The sequence below is a fragment of the Pontibacter russatus genome (assembly GCF_009931655.1).
Classification (GTDB): Bacteria; Bacteroidota; Bacteroidia; order Cytophagales; family Hymenobacteraceae; genus Pontibacter; species Pontibacter russatus.
The window spans coordinates 3,198,061-3,218,525 of record NZ_CP047984.1 but is presented as its reverse complement, the minus strand read 5'-3'; the positions used below and the strand labels follow the sequence as shown (position 1 = coordinate 3,218,525).

Sequence of the window (20,465 nt, the reverse complement as noted above, 5' to 3'; positions counted from 1 at the left end):
GGTTATACCTGGGTAGTGTCGTCGTCAGTAAAGCGGTCGATGAGGTACACGAACAAAAAGCCGAAGATGGCCAGCAGCACGGCGTACAGCAGGTAAGCATCCTGCCCCGTCAGGGCTTCGTAGGTGCCCGGCAGCACGTTTTCCTGCACCAGCGGCTTCACCTCGCCGTGCCGGTCGGTATATGTATCTATAGTTTGTTTCCAGGGCCACACCTTGTTCAGGGAGCCCACCATAAAACCAGTGAGCAGGGCCACCGTCACGTTGTGGTAGTTCTTGAGCGCCCAGTTCAGCACATGCGAGAAGGCCAGGATGCCTATCAGGCAACCAAGACCAAAAACAGCCACGACGCTGATCCGCAGGTCCCGCACGGCACCCAGGATAAACTCGTACTTGGCCAGCAGCACCAGCAGGAAGCTGCCGGAAATGCCCGGCAGAATCATCGCGCAGATGGCAATGGCGCCCGAAAGGAAAATAAACCAGTAGGCCTCCGGCGTCTGCGTGGGCGTGGCAATGGTCACATAATAGGCTATGGCCGCCCCAATCAGCCCAAACAGCACGACGCCGGGCGTCCAGCGCGGAATCTTTTTGGCCACCACCACGGCCGAGGCCACTATCAACCCGAAGAAGAAGGACCAGAGCAACTCGCCGTGGAACTCCAGCAGGTACAGGATGAGGCGCGAAAGCGAAGCGATGGAGAGCCCGATGCCCGACAGCAGCACCACCAGGAAATTGCCGTTGATGTGCCGCCAGAAATCTGCCAACCGGAAGCGCAGCAGCAGCTTCACGGCCTCGCCGTTCACGGAGCGGATGGAGCCGAGCAGTTCCTCATATATCCCTGTGATGAAGGCAATGGTGCCGCCCGACACGCCGGGCACCACATCGGCGGCGCCCATGGCCACGCCCTTTGAGAAGAGTAACAGGTATTCCTTTAAAGATCGTCTTTGCATATATAAATAATGGTGGCAAGCAGCGGTAAAAAGCAAAATTGCCCGTACGGCCACACCGACGGGCAATTTATAGTATTGTGTTTACAATTTAACCCTTCAGGTTCGACTTTTCCATATCCAGAAAGTGGCTGAAGGTGTCGCCGCGCAGGCCCAGGCGGATGGTCTCCAGCGGAATCACCTCGCTCGGGGCGATGTTGCCCAGGTTCACGTTCGCGCCCAGCAGCTTGATAAACCACACCTGCTGCGATTTCTGCGGGGCTTCCCACAGGATTTTCTCAAACGGGATTTTCGTCAGGATCTCCTCCACCAGGCCGCTGCGCACCTCGCCGGTAGAACGGAACAGGCCGACGTTGCCGCCCTCGCGGGCCTCGCCGATCACTTTCCAGGCACCCGCGTCCAGTTCCGCCTGCATCAGCCTGATCCACATATAGGGCGGTATGATTTTCTCCGCGTCCTTGGAACCAACCTCCGACAGCACTGTTACCTGCTCCGAAAGCTTCCTGATGTAGTCGCACTTTACACCGTGGTCCATCTCCAGCGAGCCGTCCGACACCTCCGCAAACGTCATCTCGTACTTGTCGAGCACGCGGCGGTAGTCCTCAAACTGGTTGCGCACGATAAAGGCCTCGAAAAGGGTGCCCCCAAAATAAACCGGTATGCCGGCGGCCCGGTACGCGTCCAGTTTCCGCTGCAGGTTCGGCACTACGTACGAGGTGGCCCAGCCCAGCTTCACAATATCCACGTAGTCTCCGGCAACCTCTATAAAGTCCTCTACCTCACGTACACTCAGGCCCTTGTCCATGGCCATGGTATAACCGCGCTCGCGTGGCTTCGGCGCCCGCTCTGGAATGCTGTTCAGCGAATAATTCATCTACTTTTATTTGCGATACTGGTCAATTAAACGGGATAAGGCACGCTGCGACTCCAGTTCGGGGAAGAACTCGAAGAGCAGCCGGTGCTTATCGAAGTCCAAAACTAACGCATTTTCCAGATAATTGTAAGCTTCGCGGTATTTTCCTGCCGAAAGCATGTAGGCGCAGGCCCTGTAATACAGCTCTGCCTCCTTCGGCTGAATCTCGATAGCATTCAGGATAATATCCGTGGCCTCCTCGAAATTGCCCTGCTCATACAGGATGATGGACCAGTTGAGGTAGATGTCCTTGTCGTCGGGGCGGATGTCGGCGGCGCGCGCGTAGCTCTCCAGCGCCGACACCACATGCCCCACATGGTACTCTGCGGCGGCCAGCGCCACCCAGTAGTCGGCGCTGTCGTCGTACAAATCCACGGCCTTTTTAAAGAAATGCACCGCCTCGTGCCACTTGTTCTGCGCATCCAGTATCATCCCGATGCCGAACCAGGCCTCGTCCATCTCCGGGTCCAGGTCCACGGATTTCTGGTAGTAGCGGCGCGAAAGGTCCCACTGCTCCAGCTTCTCGTAACACTCGCCGATGTTGCAGTACGCTTCGGCAGAGGGGCTGCTATGCTCCACCATCGCGTTAAACGCCTCAATGGCCTTTGCATAGTCGCCGACAAACACCAGCGCATTGGCCATGTTGTTGTAGGCGGTGATAAACTTGGGGTCGATGATGGTGGCGTAGTCGTAGGCGGCGATGGCTTTGTCGTAGGCGCCCATCTTGTTGTACATGTTGCCCAGGTTGAACCACGCCACTGCAGAGTAAGGCTCGTTGTCCACGAACTGCTGAAAGAAAGGTACGCTCTCGCTGATGGTGTTCGTCACCTCCAGGCAGTACAGGACCTCCTGCATGGCCGCCTCGTTCTCCGGGTTCAGCTCGATGCACTTTTTATAGTACTTTACGGCAGAGCTGAACTTGCCCCACGTCTGGTACGCCAGCCCGATGTTGAAGTAGATGTCGTCGCGGTCGTCCGGGGCGTAGGCCAGGGCCTTCTTGAAATGGTCGATGGCCTCCCGGAACTCGCCGCGCTGCGTGAAGATAATGCCGCGCGTGAGCTGCACATCGGCGTTCTCGGGGTCTGTCTCCGCCACGCGGTTTATCAGCACCAGCGCATCCTCGAAGCTGCCAGCCATGGCCAGCAGCTGCGCCTTGTCTATCTGCAGCTCTGTGGAGAAGGGGTACTGGGCAATGGCAGACTCACAGGCGGCCAGCGCCTTCTTGTATTCAAAATTAGCGGTGTAGTGGTCAATTATATATTCAAAATCCGTCAGGTCGAAGAAAACAGTTTCGTTGCTGCCGAGCATGCGCTCGAAGCGTTGTATCAGTTCCAGTTCCTCGTTATGTTCCTCAAAGTTTTCTTTCATCTCCAATATCCAACAAGCTGCCCTAAAAACAGCCCATGCTTTACTACATTATTAAGGGGCAAATAGTTTATTCCCGGCCCTCCGCCGCCACGCCCGATGCGGCGGGCTGCAACTGCCCGCAAACCCAAGCAATTGATTCAGAGACTGGTCTGAACGAGAAGCCCAGGGCCGAGCGGATCTTGCTGTTGCTGAATTCATGGCGCTTCGCCGAAACCCGGGCCGTGTCTTTGGTGATGAGCGGGCGGGCGCCGGTGAGCCAGGCGCGGGCGTGCTCGAAGCGCCACACCGCCTCGGCCACCAGCGACGGCACCCGCGTGCCAGGCGCTCTTTTGCCGAAGCAGCGGGCGGCCTGCTCAAAAAACGACTTATAGCTCAGGAGCCCGGCATTCAATATATACCTTTCTCCCGATATATCCGAGAAGGCCAGTTGCAGCATGGCCTCCACCACATCCCGCACATCCACGAAGTTGGCGCTGCCCCCGGTGTAGAAAGGCCGCTCGCGGTACACGTACTTAAAGAGCCGGGTGCTGCTGCGGTTCCAGTCGGCGGGCCCGAGTATGACAGAGGGGTTCACGATCACCGCATCCAGTCCTTCGGCCACGCCGCGCCACACCTCCAGCTCGCCCCAGTACTTGGAACTGGCATAGGCAGAGTGCTCTGCGGCGGGGTCCCATTTGCAGTCCTCGTTCAGCAGCGTAGCCCCCTGCGGGCGGCCAATCGCGGCAATGGAGCTGACGTGGCACAACTTTACGGCGGGTTGCTCCAGGCACGCATCCACGATGTTGGCGGTCCCCTCGATGTTCACCTGCTTCAGCAGGTCCTCGTCCTGCGGCGCGTAAGACACCACGCCTGCGCAATGGAACACATGGCTTACCCCCTGCAGCGCCTCCCGCAGAAAGGACGGGTCCAGCACATCACCCTCCAGCCACTGCACCTGGTCCGCGCCCGGCATGGCTGGCACCTGCCCGCGGTAAAGCGCTTTTACCGGGTGCCCCCGCTGCAGCAGCGCCGGAATCAGGAACGTGCCGACCAGGCCGCTGCCGCCAGTTACGAATACCATGTATGAGGATATATAAAGTGAGGAGTATATATAAGCTGATATAAATCTAAAGCAGGTTGTTGCGCAGCGGCAGCGCGAGTGCCTTGCTCAGGTGTTTGCTGCAAAGCACCTTCTGCAGGTTGCCGGTGTGTTTCAGGCTATGCGTGTCAGAGCCCAGAAAATCGACCAGCCCCTCTTCTATCAGGCGCTCGGCATAGTCCTTTGCCCCCGGCGAGTAATAGCCCGTGAGGGAGTTGAGGTTGGGCTGAAACAGCACGCCCTGCTCCCGCAGCGAGGCCAGGGCATCAAACTTACCATAAAAATAAGTGTACCGCTCGGGGTGGGCCATCACCGGCTTGTAGCCTTTGGTTCGCATCATGAAGATGGCATCCCGCAGGTTCAGGGGCTCGTTCAGGAACGATGTCTCGAACAGCAGGTACCTGTCGCCAAAGGTCAGCAGTTCCTCATTGTTTTCCAGCTTCTCCAGCAGGCCCTCGTCCAAGTAATACTCTGCGGCGCAGCCCAGTTCCATCGGGATGCCCGCCACCTCCAACGCCCCGCGCAGCAGTTCCAGTTTCTCGCGGATGATCTCCGGCGTGTTTCTGTAGAAGTCGCTCATGATGTGGGGGGTCATGATGAGTTTGCGGTAGCCGAGCGCCTGCATGGCCCGCACCAGCTCCAGCGACTGTTCTATGTTTTCGGAGCCGTCGTCGATGCCGGGCAGGATATGCGAGTGCATGTCCACGCCCAGGCCGCTGAAAGACTCTTCCAACGGCGTGCTGTCTCCAAAAAGGTTCTTCAAGAACTGTATCATCTGCAACGTTTCGGCACTTTGGCCATACCCGGGCTACTCAGGAGCAGCCAATCTTCAAAATAACGCAAATAAATAGCGCCGTCAAAATAAAGCCATATCTCACATACCGCTCTGTCAGGCAAAGGGTTTTAACACCTGAAAAGGAAATTTTGCTTTGCCCGTCCTATATACCCGCCGCTCACTATTCTGCTATATTTCAGGCACTGCCTTTGGCCGAGCCCCTGCGGAGGCGCCATGGGTTTTGACATTGCACCGGCACAGGGCCCCGCGCTTTCACAATGCAACAATTATAGCGCCATAAAAGGGGCTGCCACTGCCACTCTGTAAAAAACACATGCTGCAACAACCGGTCTTCTATATAGCCTTGCAAACTACGTATACATATTGCCGTTATACGGGATACTAGATAAATACATCTGCTACACGCAAAAAGATAAATGGAGTTAAGAACGACTGAAAGCCAGCGTATGATAGCGGACATGGTCCGTGACTTCAGCGCAAAGCACATCAAGCCCAGCATGCGGCAATGGGACGAGAGCCAGGAATTTCCCATAGAAGTGTTCAAAAAACTGGGTGGCCTGGGCCTGATGGGGGTGCTGGTGCCTGCGGAATACGGCGGGTCTGGCTTTGGCTACCTGGAGTACGTGACTGCCATTGCCGAAATCTCCAGGACAGACGGCTCCATCGGGCTCTCGGTGGCGGCGCACAACTCCCTGTGTACCGGCCATATCCTGCAGTTCGGCAGCGAGGAGCAGAAGCAAAAGTACCTGCCCAAACTGGCCACGGCCGAGTGGATTGGCGCCTGGGGCTTAACGGAGCCCAACACCGGCTCCGACGCGGGCAACATGCGCACCGTGGCCGTGCAGGACGGCGAAGAGTGGGTGCTTAACGGCGCCAAGAACTTCATCACCCACGGCAAGTCGGGCAATGTGGCGGTGGTGATTGTGCGCACCGGCGAAGTGGGCGACTCGCATGGCATGTCGGCCTTTATTGTCGAGAAAGGCACCCCTGGTTTCAGCGCTGGCCGCAAAGAGGACAAACTGGGCATGCGCGCCTCCGAAACCACCGAGCTTATCTTCCAGGACTGCCGCGTACACAAAAGCCAGCTAATAGGCAACGTGGGTGAGGGCTTCGTGCAGGCCATGAAAGTACTGGACGGCGGCCGCATCTCCATTGCCGCCCTCTCGCTGGGCATCGCGCAGGGCGCCTTCGACGCGGCGCTGGCCTACTCGCAGGAGCGCAGCCAGTTCGGCAAACCGATTTCCAGCTTTCAGGGTATCGCCTTTAAGCTGGCTGACATGGCCACCGAGATAGAGGCGGCCGCCCTGCTCACCTACCAGGCCGCCGACAGGAAGAACCGGGGGCTGGACGTGAACAAGGAGTCAGCGATGGCCAAGTACTTCGCCTCTGAGGTGGCGGTGCGCGTGGCCAACGAAGCGGTGCAGATTTTCGGCGGCTACGGCTTCACCAAAGATTACCCGGCCGAGAAGTATTACCGCGACGCCAAACTCTGCACCATCGGAGAGGGAACAAGCGAGATACAAAAGCTTGTTATATCCAGAGCAATACTGAAGTAAGGGCCGCACAGGCTGCAAAAACCGCCTTTCGCCGCCTTCCTTATAAAAAATCCGGCATTGTGAAAATATATTCAGCCAATATGTTGATTTTTAAGTATAAGCTTAGTTAAATTTGCATCCTTAATTCAAAGAGAAAAGAGAGAAATATGATTATTATCAACGTAAAAGATAACGAGTCAGTAGACCGGGCCTTGAAGAGATTCAAAAAGAAGTTTGAGAGAACAGGCGTTTTGAAAGAGCTGCGTTCAAGAGCTTATTTCGAGAAGCCGTCTGTTTCTAAAAGAAAGCAAAAAGAGAGAGCGGTATATAAGCAACAGATGTTTGCTAACGAAAACTACTAGGCTTTCTAACAACATACTTTATTTTTCCATAATTTGGTATACCCGCTCCACAACAGCGGGTATACCAAATTATGGATTTATTTTTTAAGTACCTCCAGTACGAGAAGCGGTATAGCCCGCACACGCTTACCTCCTACCACACCGATCTCGGCCAGTTTGCCCAGTACCTGCAGCACACCTACGGCATCACCGACGCCGCCGAGGCCAATCACGCCATTATCCGGTCCTGGATTCTGACACTGGTGCAGCAAAACATACAGCCGCGCTCCATCAACCGGAAAATCGCCTGCCTGCGCTCGTACTACCGGTTCCTGCTGGCGCAGCAGCGCATCGGGGCGAACCCGATGCTGCGAATCAAAGCGCCCAAAGCCTCCAAAAAGCTGCCAGGCTTTGTGCTGGAGGAGCCCTTTAACACCCTGCTCGACAGCTTCACGTTCGAGGAAAATTTTGAGGGGCAGCGCGAGCGCCTGATCCTGGAGTTCCTGTACGGCACCGGCATCCGGCTGGCGGAGCTCCTGGGCGTGCAACACGCTGACATTGACCACCGTGCCAAAACGGTGCGCGTGCTGGGCAAGGGCAACAAGGAGCGCATCGTCCCCCTCAACGACTCGCTGCTGGGCAGCATCAGCGCCTACACGGAGCAGAAGAAGCGCTATTTTGGCGATAACAATTCGGCAAACTTGCTCGTTACTAATAAGGCACGTCCCCTGTATCCTAAATTCGTTTACCGCGTCGTTAAAAAGTACATCAGCTTGATTACGTCCTCCGAACATAACAGCCCGCACGTGCTGCGCCACTCGTTTGCCACGCACCTGCTGAACAAAGGCGCCGACCTGAACGCAATCAAGGATTTGCTGGGCCACGCGAGCCTTGCGGCCACGCAGGTATATACCCATAACTCCATTGAGAAGCTGAAATCAATTTTCGAGAAAGCCCACCCAAAAGCGTAAGTTTAATCATTAAATGTAAAAACTATGAAGCTACAAATGTATTCCGTGAACTTAGAGGCTGATGAGCAGCTGAATTCCTTTATTCAGCAGAAGGTGAATAAACTGGAGACGTTCTACGACAGAATAGTGAATGGCGAGGTGTTCCTCAAGAACAACAACAAAGACGGAATAGATAACAAGACAGTCGAGATCCGGTTGTTTGTGCCGGGCTCCACGCTCTTCTCGCAGGAGGATGCCCCTTCGTTCGAGGCTGCCGCCGACGCCGCCGTGGATGCAATGCGCCGCCAGCTGAAGAAGCACAAGCAGAAACTGGCGGCCCACTGACGGAAGCTGCGCTTCCACCATAATTCCGAGTTCCGAGTTTGTAAACCATCTATAAACTGACCACATATAAACAGAACGGCCTGCTAAAAATAGCAGGCCGTTCTGTTTATATATAAGATGTCTTGTGTCTGCACACTACAGGCCGAACTCAGCCTTTATCTTGTCTACGTAGTCCAGTTTCTCCCAGGTGAAGGTCTCGAACTCCTTTACTTCGGTATGGCCGTTTCTGCCTACCTCCACCCGCTTCAAATAAGGCGTTCTGCCCATATGGCCGTAAGCCGCCGTCTCCGCGAAAATCGGGTTTTGCAAGCCGAAGCGCTGCACAATGGCATAGGGGCGCATGTCGAACAGCTTGCTCACTCTCTCGGAGATCTCGCCGTCGCTCATGGTGTCGCCTTTGCTGTCTTTCACGTTGGTAGAGCCGTAGGTGGTGACATATAAACCAACCGGCTTTGCCACGCCAATGGCGTAGGCCACCTGCACCAGCGCCTGGTCTGCCACACCGGCGGCCACCAGGTTTTTGGCGATATGGCGGGCTGCGTAGGCAGCCGAGCGGTCTACCTTGGAAGAGTCTTTGCCGGAGAAGGCCCCGCCCCCGTGCGCGCCCTTTCCGCCGTAGGTGTCCACGATGATCTTGCGGCCTGTCAGGCCCGTGTCGCCGTGCGGCCCCCCGATCACGAACTTGCCTGTTGGGTTGATGTGGTAGGTGATGTCGCTGTTGAACAGTTTCTGGATGCGCTCCGGCAGCAGTTGCAGCACGCGCGGAATGAGAATGGCGTCCACGTCTTCTTTAATCTGCTGCACCATCTGCTTCTCTGCTTCGTTTTTTGCCTCCGCGCTGTCGTCTTTGGCTGTCACAAACTCGTCGTGCTGGGTGGAGATCACGATGGTGTCGATCTTCTCGGGCACGTGGCTGTCGCTGTAACGGATGGTTACCTGCGACTTGGCGTCCGGGCGCAGGTAGGTCATTTCCTTGCCCTCCTTGCGGATAGCAGACAGCTCCTGCAGCAGCAGGTGCGAGATACTGAGCGCCAGCGGCATGTAGTTGTCGGTTTCGTTGGTGGCGTAGCCGAACATCATGCCCTGGTCGCCCGCGCCCTGGTCCTCGGGGTTAGTGCGCTCCACGCCCTGGTTGATGTCCGCCGACTGCTCGTGGATGGCCGAGATCACGCCGCAGGCATCGGCGTCGAACTTGTATTCAGACTTTGTATAGCCGATGCGCTTGATCACCTCGCGGGCCACCTTCTGCACGTCTACGTAGGCTTCTGTTTTCACCTCGCCGCTCAGCACCACCAGGCCTGTCGTCACCAGCGTTTCGCAGGCTACCTTGGACTGTGGGTCCTGCTTCAGAAACTCGTCTAACAGCGCATCCGATATCTGATCCGCCACTTTATCGGGATGCCCCTCTGACACAGACTCCGACGTAAATAAATAAGGCATATTGTATGAGTTTAGGTACAAAGTATAAACCGGCCGCCTGCACCGGCAGCGGCTGCAAAGCTAAAACAATTCTGCCACACTTAAAACACACTGGCCCAGCGGGCAATCTGCCCCCGCCGGAAAAAATGGGTGGAAAATCTAATTAAAAATAATGCTGCCTTCCAGACCTACTGGCTGCCGCCAGCCCTTAAAAGCCGAAAAACAACACAGGAAGTGCCATAACTTTTGAAATGGCGCTCCGTTTGAAGATAAAATCATATCACCCGCAAAATCTATATATGAAACGCATTCTTACTGTATTTGCCATCCTTACTGTGCTCACGGGCAACGCCTTCGGCCAGGAAAACGACTCCCCCTATGAAACCAGCCTGAAAGTGGACGCGCCCATTATTGCCGCCGGCATGGGCCTCAGCTACTACGGCCTGACTCTGATGCAGGACAAGGAGGGCCTGACGGAAGAAGAGGCCATGACACAGAGCAAAGACGAGGTGAACCGCTTCGACCGCTTCTCGGCGGGCTGGCACTCCGAGTCGGCCAAGAAGACCAGCGACTTCCCCTTCTACGGCTCGTTTGCCGTGGCCCCGGCCCTCATGCTGCTCAACGACAACATACGGGGCAAAGCCGGGCAGGTGTTTGTGCTGTATCTGGAAACTATGTCTATTACGGGCGCTCTTTTTACCATGGCCAATGGCATTGTGCCCCGCGACCGGCCTTTGACCTATAGCCCGGAAGTAGAGCTTTCCGAGAAGACGAGGGCGAATGCGCAGAACTCGTTTTATGCCGGGCACACAGCGGCCTCTGCCGCTGCCTCTTTCTTCGCCGCCAAAATTTTTCATGACTTCAACCCCGACTCTCCCGCCAGGCCTTATGTGTGGGCCGCTGCCGCTGCCGTGCCCGCCACGGTGGGCTACCTGCGGCTGCGGGCAGGCAAGCACTTCCTGAGCGACAATATCCTGGGCTATGCCATGGGCGCGGCCGCGGGCATTCTGGTGCCGCAACTCCACAAGAAGACGAATACCACCAACATCAGCCTCGTGCCATTTTCCGGGCGCTACTACAGCGGCGCGCAATTTACTTATACCTTTTAGGCATATATGGAAGGCCGCCGTTTCTAAGTCTGGGGTTATCCACTCTATAAAAAAGCGCGGGCTGTCATACGATAGCCCGCGCTTTTTTATAGAGTGGAGGATGAGTGGTCAGCTCCTGTCTTTCGGAGCTTTCTTCAGGTTCTCCTCGAAGAGCTTGAAAATCCGTTTGTACTCGTCCGTCCAGCTGGAGGGCTCCGTGAAACCGTGGCTCTCTACCGGGTACACGGCCAGTTCCCAGTTCTCTTTTCCCAATTCGATCAGGCGCTGCGTCAGGCGCACCACATCCTGGAAATGCACGTTGGTGTCTACCATGCCGTGGCAAATAAGCAGGGCACCCTTCAGGCCTTCCGCGTAGTAGATAGGCGAGCTTTTGGCGTAGGCGGTGCTGTCGGTGTAGGGCGTGTTGAGGATGTTGGAGGAATAACCGTGGTTGTAGTGCGCCCAGTCGGTGACGGAGCGCAGCGCAGCACCGGCGGCAAATACGCCCGGCTCCGTGAACATGGCCATCAGGGTGATAAAGCCGCCGTAAGAGCCGCCATATATCCCGATACGCGCCGGGTCCACGTCATACTGCTCCACCAGAAACTTTGCCCCATCTATATGGTCGCTGAGGTCTTTGCCGCCCATGAAGCGGTAGATGCCGGTGCGCACATCGCGGCCATAGCCGGCGCTGCCCCGGTAGTCGATGTCCAGCACGGTGTAGCCCTGGTCGGCGAGGAAGTTATGGAACATATACTCCCGGAAATAGCTGCTCCACCACTTGTGCGCGTTCTGCAGGTAACCGGCGCCATGCACAAACACCACGGCCGGGCCTTTGCTTTCGGGATTCTCCGGGCGGTATACGCGGGCATATACGGCGGTTCCATCCTGCGCCTTAAACGTCACCACCTCCGGCTCGCGCCAGTCATAGGATTTGAATTCCTCCGTGAGCGAGTGCGTCACCTGCTTCGGCTTTGCGCTTCTTTTGTTGTCCATCACAAACAGCTCCCAGGGCGTGTTGCTGGTAGAGGACAGCACAGCCAGCGTCTTCTCGTCCGGCGACAGCGTTACCTCCTGCGCACCGGGCAGGGTGGTGAGTTGCACCATCTCTCCGCCCTGCAACGGCATGCGGTAAAAGTGCCGCTCGCCCGGGTGCGTTTTGTTGGCGGTGAAGTACCAATGCTTCTTATCATCTGACATCCGCAGCTCCGACACCTCGAACTTGCCGCTTGTCAGGGCTTTCTTCTTCCCGCTGTTCACGTTTAGGGTATATACATGCGAGTAGCCGCTCTCCTCCGACTGAAACCATATATGCCCGTTGTCGGGCATCCAGCCGATGTCGCCGGGGCCGTAGCCAATGCCGGGGCCGTTGATCCAGGCCTCGTCGCGCTGCCGGTCCAGCAGGGAAAGCTTGCCGGTGGCCGGGTCCAGCTTCAGAATCCAGCGGTCTTTGTTGTCTTCGGAGCGGGCCACCACCACGGCCTGCTTCCCGTTGCCTGACCAGTAGGGGCCATATATAACCGTGGCACGCATTGCTGGCTTTTTTGCCTTGCTTCCTGTGGGCTCTTTCGCCGCACCGGCTTTGGCTGCCTTCTCCGCTATATAAGCCGGCTGCTCATATATACAGGCCACATCCTTCATCGATACAGCAAAGGCCGTGTCGCGCTGCGTGTCATATATATAGAAAGCGGAGGTCGCCTGCGCATCGCCTACTTTGGTGCGGGTGTTGATGTCTTCGGTATAGCCCGAGGAGGTGACATAATTCGGCACAATCGCCACCTTCGCATTCTTCGGGCTAGTCACCAGTTGGTAGGATATAAAGCGCTCGTCCGGGCTCAGGTTGATGCTGCTGACTTCCTGCTCCTCTATGAAGATCTCTTTTGGCCGGGGTGGCTTGTCCTTTTTCTCCTGTCTTTCCTGCGCTTCTTTCTCCGCCTCGCGGTCACGCACGGTCTGCAGCAGCGCCAGTTGTTGCGCCTTCAGCCACTCGCGCTGCGCGTTTTTGCCTTCCTCAGCCGCCTTTTTGCCCTTCCTGAAATCCGTCAGCTGCACCGTCTGCCCGCTGGCCATATGCCAGGCATATAGGTTGCCGTCTTTTATATAGACCACCTTCTGCTCGCTGTGGCTGAACGAGGGGCTGCTCTCCCGCTCCACGGTGTTGGTGATCTGCTGCGGCTTGCCCGCTTTTATATCATACAGGTAGATGTCGCCATGCTGCTCATACACCTTCTTTGTCTCGGCGCGATTGTAGGCTCCGTTAGGCGAGGGCAGGCTGCGGCGCTCCTGCGGGCTCACCTTGCGGATGTTCCTGCCGTCGGCTGACGCGCTGTAGAGCGAGTCGCCTTTGTTGCCGTCCGGGTTCCAGCTGAAGTAGATCTTCCTGCCGTCCTCTGACCAGAAGATGTTGCCCGGGGAGGTGCCCATCCACCTGGGGTCGCGCATGATCTTCTCCACGCTCAGCTCCGTCTTCTTCTCCTGCGCCAGCAGCGAGCCAGCGCCCAGCATCAGATAAGCCAGCAGGGCCACGGCTCTCTTATTTAATAGCATCTGTTTATATATAGGGTGATTGTTATGTAGTAGGTATAAGTAAGCTGCCGAAGCCCTATAGCGGAGCCGCCGCCCGCATCCTATATATCAGGCGGCTTTGCTGCATCAGGATTTCTTTTTCTTCCCGAAGTTCAGGCTCGGGTGCTTCTCCTCGTGGTTCGTCAGGTCCTGGTAGAACCTGGCGAAGGTGAGCAGCTCCGCCTCCCCGAAAAGCTTGCCGATAAACGTGATGGTGGTGGGCATGCCGTTCTCCTGAAAACCGTTCGGCACCACCACGCACGGATGCCCTGTCAGGTTCGTGACCACCAGATTGCTGCTGGCAAACGACGGGCTTATATAGACATCCACGTCCCGCAGCTTTTCCTGCATCTGCTGCACCAACAAATTGCGCACGCGCTGCGCCTGCAGGTACTCCACGGCAGGCACAAAACGGGCCGCCCGGAAATAATTGGGCCAGGCGTTCCTGTGCTGCGCCACCAGCAGGCTGTCGCGGCCGCTGCGCGTCAGTTCGTCGAAAGCGGCGGCCCCCTCCACCGATATGGTCAGCGCCAGGGCACCGGCAGGCAGGTCGGGCAACTCGAGGGGCACCAGTTCCACGCCAGCTTTGCGCAGTGCCGCCAGGGTGGCCTCGTCGTTTTGCTTGAAGCCGTATTTCCCCGCGAAATCATTTTTGAGATAGCCCACGCGCAGCTTCTTCGCATCGATGTTCGGGTTGTAGTTGAAAGGGGCGTCATATACCGATTGGTCCTTTCCGTCCGGTCCATATATGGCGTTGAACACGATGGCGCAATCCTCGGCGGAGCGGGCAATCGGGCCGATTTTGTCCATCGACCAGCTCAGGGCCATCGCGCCGTGGCGGCTCACGCGCCCAAACGTCGGCCGCAGGCCTGTGGTGCCGCAAGCCGTGGACGGGGAGACAATGGAGCCCAGCGTTTCGGTACCGATGGCGTAAGGCAGCAAGCCAGCCGCCACCGCCGCTGCCGAACCGGCCGACGAGCCGCTGGAGCCCTGGCTTATATCCCAGGGCGAGCGGGTTTTGCCGCCGTACCACACATCGCCCATCGCCAGCGCCCCCAGGGTTGTTTTCGCCACCAGCACGCCGCCCGCCTCCTGCAGGCGCTGCACCACCGTCGCATCCTCGTCTATCACCTGGTCTTTGTAGGGCATGGCACCCCAGGTGGTCTTGTATCTTCGGGTGGAGAGCAGGTCTTTCACCCCGAACGGGATGCCGTGCAGCATGCCTTTGTACTTACCGGCCTTTATCTCCTGGTCAGCCTGCCGGGCCTGCTGCAGCGCCAGTTCCTCCGTCAGCGTGGTGACGCACTCCAGGGTGGGTCCGTACTTTTTCAGGCGGGCGAGAAAGAATTTCGTCAGCTCCTCAGAGGTAATCTGCTGCGTCCGCACCAGCTCCGCCAGTTGCGGAACGGAGTAAAACGCCAGCTCCTCACGGTTCTTCGGCAGCCTTACCTTTGCCGGACGGGCCACCTCAAACGGTGTTTTCTGCTGTTCAAACTGATACCCTGCCGGAATGGGGTTAAACACGAGCGCGGGCGCCACCTCGTTCGGCAGCGGCACCTTCCGGATTTCCTCGTAGCTCTCCCTGAAATCCGCCATCTCCGACAGCGTGGAATCCAGCTGCGCATCCGAGAAGTGCAGGCCCATCAGTTTCTGCGCGTCCTGCAGCACCGCCACTGTTATTTTATCATCTGCCAACCTGGTCACGAAAGCCCCGGAAACGAAGCATAGGGCACCGAGCAAGGCAATTCTACTTTTCTTCATGGTCTGCTGTCTTCAGAAGACCAAGATAGCTAATATCCTCAAAATATAAGCGGAGACCTGTGGCACTTCTGCCTGTCGGGGAGACGACGCAAGGGCCGGAGCGATGTCTGGTTTGAGGGAGCGTGCAGTGGCATTTGCCTGCCTCCGGGAAATATGGCCTGCCGCAAGGCCTGTCATATGCCTGCCGCTCCATCAGCATCTGACACCGGGCGAGCCTATCCTATATGCCTGTATATATAACCTTGAAGCGTCTCAGAAAAAAGCTTCCTCTCAGACGAGGGTGTAGCGCAGCTTCAGGGGCCTTATCTGGGACTCAATGAAAGCCTCATCCAGCATGATGTTGATTCCCCCCACCAGTTCCTGCCGTGCCTGCAGCAGGTATTTCCTGCGCTGTGAATAGAGGACCATGGCGCAGTCGTGCAGCCGCCCCTTCTCGCCCGCCTTGTTGCAGTTCTGGTAAATTTCTATCATCAGGATGGGGTCCGAGAAGACCTTCAGGCTGGAGAGCTTCCCGAACTGCAGGGCGCCCTCCTGCCACAGCGGGGCGCCGCTCACGTTCACATCAAACTCGTAGTAGGTGCTGGCGTCCTTCGGGCAGGTTCTGTAGTCGGCGCTGATGTTGATGTAGGTCCTGAACTTGCCGGGCGGCTGGTTGATGGTCGACAGTGCGATGGCGAAGCCGTTTGCCCAGAACACGTACCCTTTCTCCAGGTGCTCCACCTGCAGCTTGTCGGAGTACAGAAAGTATATCCTTTCGCCCAGCACGTTCCGCAGTATCTTTATCTGCTCATCCGAAATCCTGACTATATCCACTTCCTCCTGCATAGTCTCAAAATTTATGTAGTTTCCCGCACCAAGTCAACACGCCCCTCTTCCGCCTGCCCCTGTGGCGCGGTGCCTCCGCAGGGGCAGGCACGTTTTTTTGTTTTACGTATCGCAGCGGTTCTTTGCCGACGCTCTGTTGGCGAATTCTCTATAACGGCTTCGTGCTATATATCGGTGCGGCTGTGGCCGAGAAAAATCAGTGCCTGCCACCAGGGCCGTTCTTCTGAACAGCAGGCGTATAAACACAAAAAAGCGGCGGGCGCAGGATGTGTTGCCCTGCGCCCGCCGCTTTCGGTAAAGGAATGCTTTGTAGTTTTTACGCCTCTTTCACAAGGCCGGACAGCCCTTCCTCTTTCAGCAAATCGTTGAATGCCTCGGCCTGCTGGCGGTTTTCGAAACGGCCCGCCCTGATGCGATGCACTTTTTTGCCCTGGACGATTTCGTCTTTCAACTCTACCTCCAGGTGCTTGTCGAAGGCCTTCAGTTTCTGGCTCAGGTGCTCCGCGTGCTGCATGCTGGCATAGGTGCCCGCCTGGATGGTAAAGACACCGGCACGCTGCGCATCATAGTCGCCGGGCAGTTCCAGCACCTCTACTTTTACATACCCGATGCCCTCGTCGTGAAACTCCAGCTTGCGGGCAGCCACCTCCGACACGTCGATGATGCGGTCTCCCACGAACGGGCCCCGGTCGTTGATGCGGACAATCACCGACTCGTTGTTTTCGAGGTTGGTTACTTTCACTTTGGTGCCGAAAGGGAGTGTTTTATGGGCGGCGGTCATTTCGTTCTTGTTGTAGGGTTCGCCGCTGCTGGTTGGCCTGCCGTGGTACTTGCTCCCGTACCACGAGGCTTCCCCTTTTTGTATGTCTGTGCTTTGTGCAGAGATGGGCTGGCTGATGCCGATAAATAGAAAAATGATTGCTGATAAAATGAAGCACTTTCTATTATTTATCATATCTGTTAAAAGTTGGTGAAGCCGCAAAGTTAGGCAAAATTTGCAAAATAGAGCCTTATACGGCGACATGCGGCCAAGGATGTGGAGGGATACGCCCCCTGGCAAGCCTTGTGCTGTAAGTCAGATTTTAAACAAAAGGGTATATCCGGTAGGTAGAACAATACTTTAAGACGGGGAAGAGCTTTTGGGTCCGCGCCGAAAAAAACTTTAAAAAATTTACGGAAAAGATGATTTCTGGGTGATTACTGCTTTACTTTTGCCGGTTAACATGGCAGAATTGCCAGGCACGCACCTGCTTCCGGCCCTCCTGTTGGCTGCTGCTCACGTATATATAATACAAAATTCAGCTATGGACTTCGGGAAACTCCAAGACATCAGCCGCGTTGATTTTACGCTTCCCCCTGACCACCCCGACACGCTGCCCCTGTTGCGGCAGGCTGGCTCCTATATAAAACCGCGCGTGTATGTGGGGCTGCCGGTGTGGGCGAACAAAGCGTGGGTGGGCAGCCTGTACCCCGGCAGCATGCGCGACAAAGACGCCCTGCTCTGGTACGGCAGGCAGTTTAACACCATCGAGCTCAACAGCACACACTACCACATCCCCGGCCCCGACACCATAGACCGCTGGCGGCAGGCTGTACCGCAGGGCTTCACCTTCTGCCCCAAGTTTCCGCAGCTTATCAGCCACGAGGCCGCCCTGCGCAGCACACGCGATATAACCGCGGCCTTCTGCGCGGCCATTGCCGGGCTGGAAGACAAGTTGGGGGATGCTTTCCTGCAACTGCCGCCGTATTTCGCACCCCGGCAACTCCCCGACCTGGAGGCCTTCCTGAGGTTTATACCGGAGAGCATCCCGCTCGCCGTGGAGCTGCGCCACCCCGACTGGTTTGCGGACAATGTGGCGAGCCTGGCGCTGTTCGAGGTGCTGGAGAAGCACAGGGCGGGCACCGTGCTGACGGATGTGGCCGGACGACGCGATGTGCTGCACATGCGCCTCACCACGCCTTCGGCCATGATCCGCTTTGTCGGCAACGGCCTGCACCCAACTGATTACGCCCGCATCGATGCTTGGGTGGAGCGCCTGAAACTTTGGTTTGACAACGGCCTGCGCCAGCTCTACTTTTTCGTGCATGAGCCGGACAACACGCTGGCACCAGACCTGGCTATATACCTGATCGAGCAACTCAACAAAGTCTGCGGCTTTGACCTGAAGCCCCCGAAGAAATTTGTGCAGCCGGTGCAGGGGGAGCTGTTTTGATTGCTGAGTGATGGTTGTTGCTTGTTTTGTTGAACAACTTGCTGGTATAGCTGGAATGAACTGTATATAACGCGGTCCTATTTATCAAAGGGAAGGCCACACTATATAGAGCAGCCTCTCCTTTGATTATATATGGCACCAGTTTAATGTCTAACTTCTTGTGTCTAAAGTCTTAAAAAGCTACATTTTAAACGTGTCGTCGGGCAGGTTTTTGTTCACTTCGATTTGCTGCACCTCGGCTCTTATTGTCTGCGGGCCTACCACGGTCTCTACCACGTAAGGGAACTTCACCCCGTTCACCTCTTTGTAGTCGCTGTAGGTTTTAGTTTGGGTGATGATACCCTGCGGTGATTCTAAGTTATTTACCTGCTTCAGGCGCAGGCCGGTGGCTTTGTCAAAGTAGTGAGTGGATTTCTGGCCGTTTGGCAGCGTTACCTCTACCGCGTAGGCCTCTTTGCCGTCTACTTTCTCCATGCCCGTCAGTTTCGTTTCGACACCCAGTTTCTTGTACTGCAGCACCGGAAACTGGCTGACTTCCAGCATTTGCGTGACTAACTCCTCTTTCGTCAGTTCCTTGTTCACGCCCTGCATCGGCGCCTCCATTCTGCCTTTGTCGCCGTTAATGACCACGCGCTGCACCGGATTGTCGTTCATCATAATCTGCGTCACGAATTTATCGTTGCCCTTCTGCCGCTGCACCAGCGTGAGGGGCATGCCCTGCACGCTGGCCTTGCTAGTGACGGTGATATCCTTCAGATTTCCGATGGCCTCCTGCCCGCCAATGGCTTTGATGTAATCGGCAATCACCTGTTCCGCAGTAACCCCGGCAGGCACGCCCATGGCCACACGGGCTACTTTCTCGCCGGTGGCGTTGTAATAGGTGATGGTATCCTTGTCGAACGGCTTCAGTTTGCCGGCTATCTCAGAGGCGCTGCCCACGGCCAGGATGTACATCTTGTCAGGGTGGATGTACTTCTGCGCCACGCGCTGCACATCCTCTGCCGTCACGGCCTCCACTTTCTTCAGGTAGTTGGCGTAGTAATCCTCGGGCAGGCCGTAGCGGGCGGTGTTGATGGCATACACGGCTACCGTGGCGGGGTTCTCCAGGCCGCGGCCGAAGCTGCCCATCACATAGGCTTTGGCGTCCCGCAGTTCCTCGGCGCTCACACGTTCGTCGCGAATCCTGCTCAGTTCATCTATAAACTCCGTCACGGCACTGTCTGTCACGGCATTTCGCACGTTGGCACCAGCATTGAACCGGCCCAGTATCTCATCGCTGTTAATGGAGGAGTAGGCGCCGTAGGTGTAGCCGTGGGTTTCGCGCAGGTTCTGGAACAGGCGCGAGTCCATGCCGCCGCCCAGGATGCTGTTCATCAGCGAAGCGGCCACGGCATCGGGCGCACCCGGCTCCAGGTCGGCGGAGTTGGTGAGGACCAGCGAGCTTTGCACCGCGCTTGGCCTGTCCACAATTACTACCTGCGTTTGCTCCGGCTGCGCTGGCAGGTCATACTCTTTCTCCGGCACCTCGCCTTTCTCCCACTTCCGGAATGATTTCTTCAGGAGCTTCCTCACCTCCTTCGGCTTCACGTCGCCCACCACTGCCAGGTAGCCGATGTTTGGCTTGAAATAGGTGTCATAATACTTCTGGATGTCCTGCAGCGTGATGTTGTCCACCGTCTCCTCGGTCATCAGTTCGCCGTAAGGGTGGTCTTTGCCATATAGCACCAGGTTGCGCGTGCGGCTGGCGATGGCATCCGGGTCGTCTTTCGATTGCGCCAGGCTGGCTTTCATCTGCTTCTTTATCTTGTCAAGTTCCTCTTGTGTGAACTTCGGATGCAGCAGCGCATCGGTGGTCAGGTCCACCAGCGTGGGCAGGTGCTTTTTCAGGGACGAGGCGCTGAAGCCGGTAGAAGAGAAGCCCAGGTCAGCGCCGATAAAATCCACCTGCTCGTCAAACTGGTCTTTGGTGCGGGTGGTGGTGCCCGTGCGCATCATCTGCCCGGCCGCCTGCACGTATCCGGCTTTGTCGCCCTCCAGAATCGGGTCGCGGTCCAGCACCAGCGACATTGACACCACCGGCAGTTTGTGGTTCTCCACCACATATACTTTCAGCCCGTTTTTGAGGGTGAAGTGCTCGTACTCGCCCAGCTCAATTTGCGGGGCTGGTCCCGGCGGCGGCGGCGTGGTCTGTTGCGCCTGGGCCGGGGTTATATATACCAGCGCCAGCGCCAGGAGTGCAGTGCTATATAGTTTCTTTATCATGGTTGTTCTTTTTTATAATGGACACAAGAGGCAAGACACAGGACCCAAGATTTAAGGCAGGC

Annotated in this window: 17 protein-coding genes; 6 read left to right on the top strand and 11 right to left on the bottom strand. The window is 56.7% G+C overall.

The features are described from left to right. Positions 1-2: 2 nt before the first annotated feature. The 5 genes from GSQ62_RS13215 to GSQ62_RS13195 form a co-directional block, all read right to left on the bottom strand. Positions 3-947 (bottom strand): DUF368 domain-containing protein, encoded by a 945-nt coding sequence (locus GSQ62_RS13215; RefSeq protein WP_237586622.1) that lies wholly within the window; start codon positions 945-947, stop codon positions 3-5. 88 nt (positions 948-1,035) lie between these two features. Next, on the bottom strand, positions 1,036-1,818 hold the full coding sequence (locus tag GSQ62_RS13210; RefSeq protein ID WP_161889939.1) for a phosphosulfolactate synthase: 783 nt from the start codon (positions 1,816-1,818) through the stop codon (positions 1,036-1,038). Positions 1,819-1,824: 6 nt separating this feature from the next. Continuing rightward, entirely contained in the window at positions 1,825-3,225 is a 1,401-nt protein-coding gene (locus GSQ62_RS13205) for a tetratricopeptide repeat protein (RefSeq protein ID WP_161889938.1), read from the bottom strand. A 67-nt stretch (positions 3,226-3,292) separates the two neighbouring features. Further along, positions 3,293-4,285 (bottom strand): NAD-dependent epimerase/dehydratase family protein, encoded by a 993-nt coding sequence (locus GSQ62_RS13200; protein WP_161889937.1) that lies wholly within the window; start codon positions 4,283-4,285, stop codon positions 3,293-3,295. Between the two features lie 46 nt (positions 4,286-4,331). Continuing rightward, on the bottom strand, positions 4,332-5,078 hold the full coding sequence (locus tag GSQ62_RS13195; protein WP_161889936.1) for a tyrosine-protein phosphatase: 747 nt from the start codon (positions 5,076-5,078) through the stop codon (positions 4,332-4,334). A 437-nt stretch (positions 5,079-5,515) separates the two neighbouring features. On the opposite strand from GSQ62_RS13195, the gene GSQ62_RS13190 reads away from it, so the two are divergent. From GSQ62_RS13190 to hpf, 4 genes are all read left to right on the top strand, one after another. Then, on the top strand, positions 5,516-6,655 hold the full coding sequence (locus tag GSQ62_RS13190; protein ID WP_161889935.1) for an acyl-CoA dehydrogenase family protein: 1,140 nt from the start codon (positions 5,516-5,518) through the stop codon (positions 6,653-6,655). A 146-nt stretch (positions 6,656-6,801) separates the two neighbouring features. Continuing rightward, complete coding sequence (rpsU, locus tag GSQ62_RS13185) at positions 6,802-6,996, top strand: 30S ribosomal protein S21 (RefSeq protein ID WP_161889934.1); 195 nt, start codon at positions 6,802-6,804, stop codon at positions 6,994-6,996. A gap of 71 nt (positions 6,997-7,067) precedes the next feature. Continuing rightward, positions 7,068-7,946 carry a tyrosine-type recombinase/integrase gene (locus GSQ62_RS13180; RefSeq protein WP_161889933.1) on the top strand — a complete coding sequence of 293 codons (879 nt, stop codon included), beginning with the start codon at positions 7,068-7,070 and terminating at the stop codon, positions 7,944-7,946. A gap of 24 nt (positions 7,947-7,970) precedes the next feature. Next, a complete protein-coding gene (gene hpf, locus GSQ62_RS13175) occupies positions 7,971-8,270 on the top strand; it encodes a ribosome hibernation-promoting factor, HPF/YfiA family (RefSeq protein ID WP_161889932.1) in 300 nt (99 codons plus the stop codon). Between the two features lie 135 nt (positions 8,271-8,405). Here hpf and metK read toward each other — a convergent pair whose 3' ends face one another. Next, the gene (metK, locus tag GSQ62_RS13170) at positions 8,406-9,710 is read right to left on the bottom strand and encodes a methionine adenosyltransferase (RefSeq protein ID WP_161889931.1); all 1,305 of its coding nucleotides are present in this window, start codon (positions 9,708-9,710) and stop codon (positions 8,406-8,408) included. 278 nt (positions 9,711-9,988) lie between these two features. On the opposite strand from metK, the gene GSQ62_RS13165 reads away from it, so the two are divergent. After that, complete coding sequence (locus GSQ62_RS13165; RefSeq protein ID WP_161889930.1) at positions 9,989-10,798, top strand: phosphatase PAP2 family protein; 810 nt, start codon at positions 9,989-9,991, stop codon at positions 10,796-10,798. Between the two features lie 108 nt (positions 10,799-10,906). Here GSQ62_RS13165 and GSQ62_RS13160 read toward each other — a convergent pair whose 3' ends face one another. The 4 genes from GSQ62_RS13160 to GSQ62_RS13145 form a co-directional block, all read right to left on the bottom strand. After that, positions 10,907-13,324 carry a prolyl oligopeptidase family serine peptidase gene (locus GSQ62_RS13160; RefSeq protein ID WP_161889929.1) on the bottom strand — a complete coding sequence of 806 codons (2,418 nt, stop codon included), beginning with the start codon at positions 13,322-13,324 and terminating at the stop codon, positions 10,907-10,909. A gap of 105 nt (positions 13,325-13,429) precedes the next feature. Then, the gene (locus GSQ62_RS13155; RefSeq protein ID WP_161889928.1) at positions 13,430-15,103 is read right to left on the bottom strand and encodes an amidase; all 1,674 of its coding nucleotides are present in this window, start codon (positions 15,101-15,103) and stop codon (positions 13,430-13,432) included. Between the two features lie 270 nt (positions 15,104-15,373). Then, entirely contained in the window at positions 15,374-15,928 is a 555-nt protein-coding gene (locus tag GSQ62_RS13150; RefSeq protein ID WP_161889927.1) for a hypothetical protein, read from the bottom strand. A 316-nt stretch (positions 15,929-16,244) separates the two neighbouring features. After that, positions 16,245-16,883: a septal ring lytic transglycosylase RlpA family protein gene (locus GSQ62_RS13145; protein ID WP_161889926.1), complete on the bottom strand. Its 639-nt coding sequence runs from the start codon at positions 16,881-16,883 to the stop codon at positions 16,245-16,247. A 349-nt stretch (positions 16,884-17,232) separates the two neighbouring features. Here GSQ62_RS13145 and GSQ62_RS13140 point away from each other — a divergent pair, with 349 nt between their 5' ends. Next, positions 17,233-18,141 carry a DUF72 domain-containing protein gene (locus tag GSQ62_RS13140; protein WP_161889925.1) on the top strand — a complete coding sequence of 303 codons (909 nt, stop codon included), beginning with the start codon at positions 17,233-17,235 and terminating at the stop codon, positions 18,139-18,141. Positions 18,142-18,321: 180 nt separating this feature from the next. Here the strand turns inward: GSQ62_RS13140 and GSQ62_RS13135 are convergent, their stop codons facing one another. Next, positions 18,322-20,403, bottom strand: coding sequence for a M16 family metallopeptidase (locus GSQ62_RS13135; protein WP_161889924.1), 2,082 nt, complete (start codon positions 20,401-20,403; stop codon positions 18,322-18,324). Between the last annotated feature and the right edge of the window lie 62 nt (positions 20,404-20,465).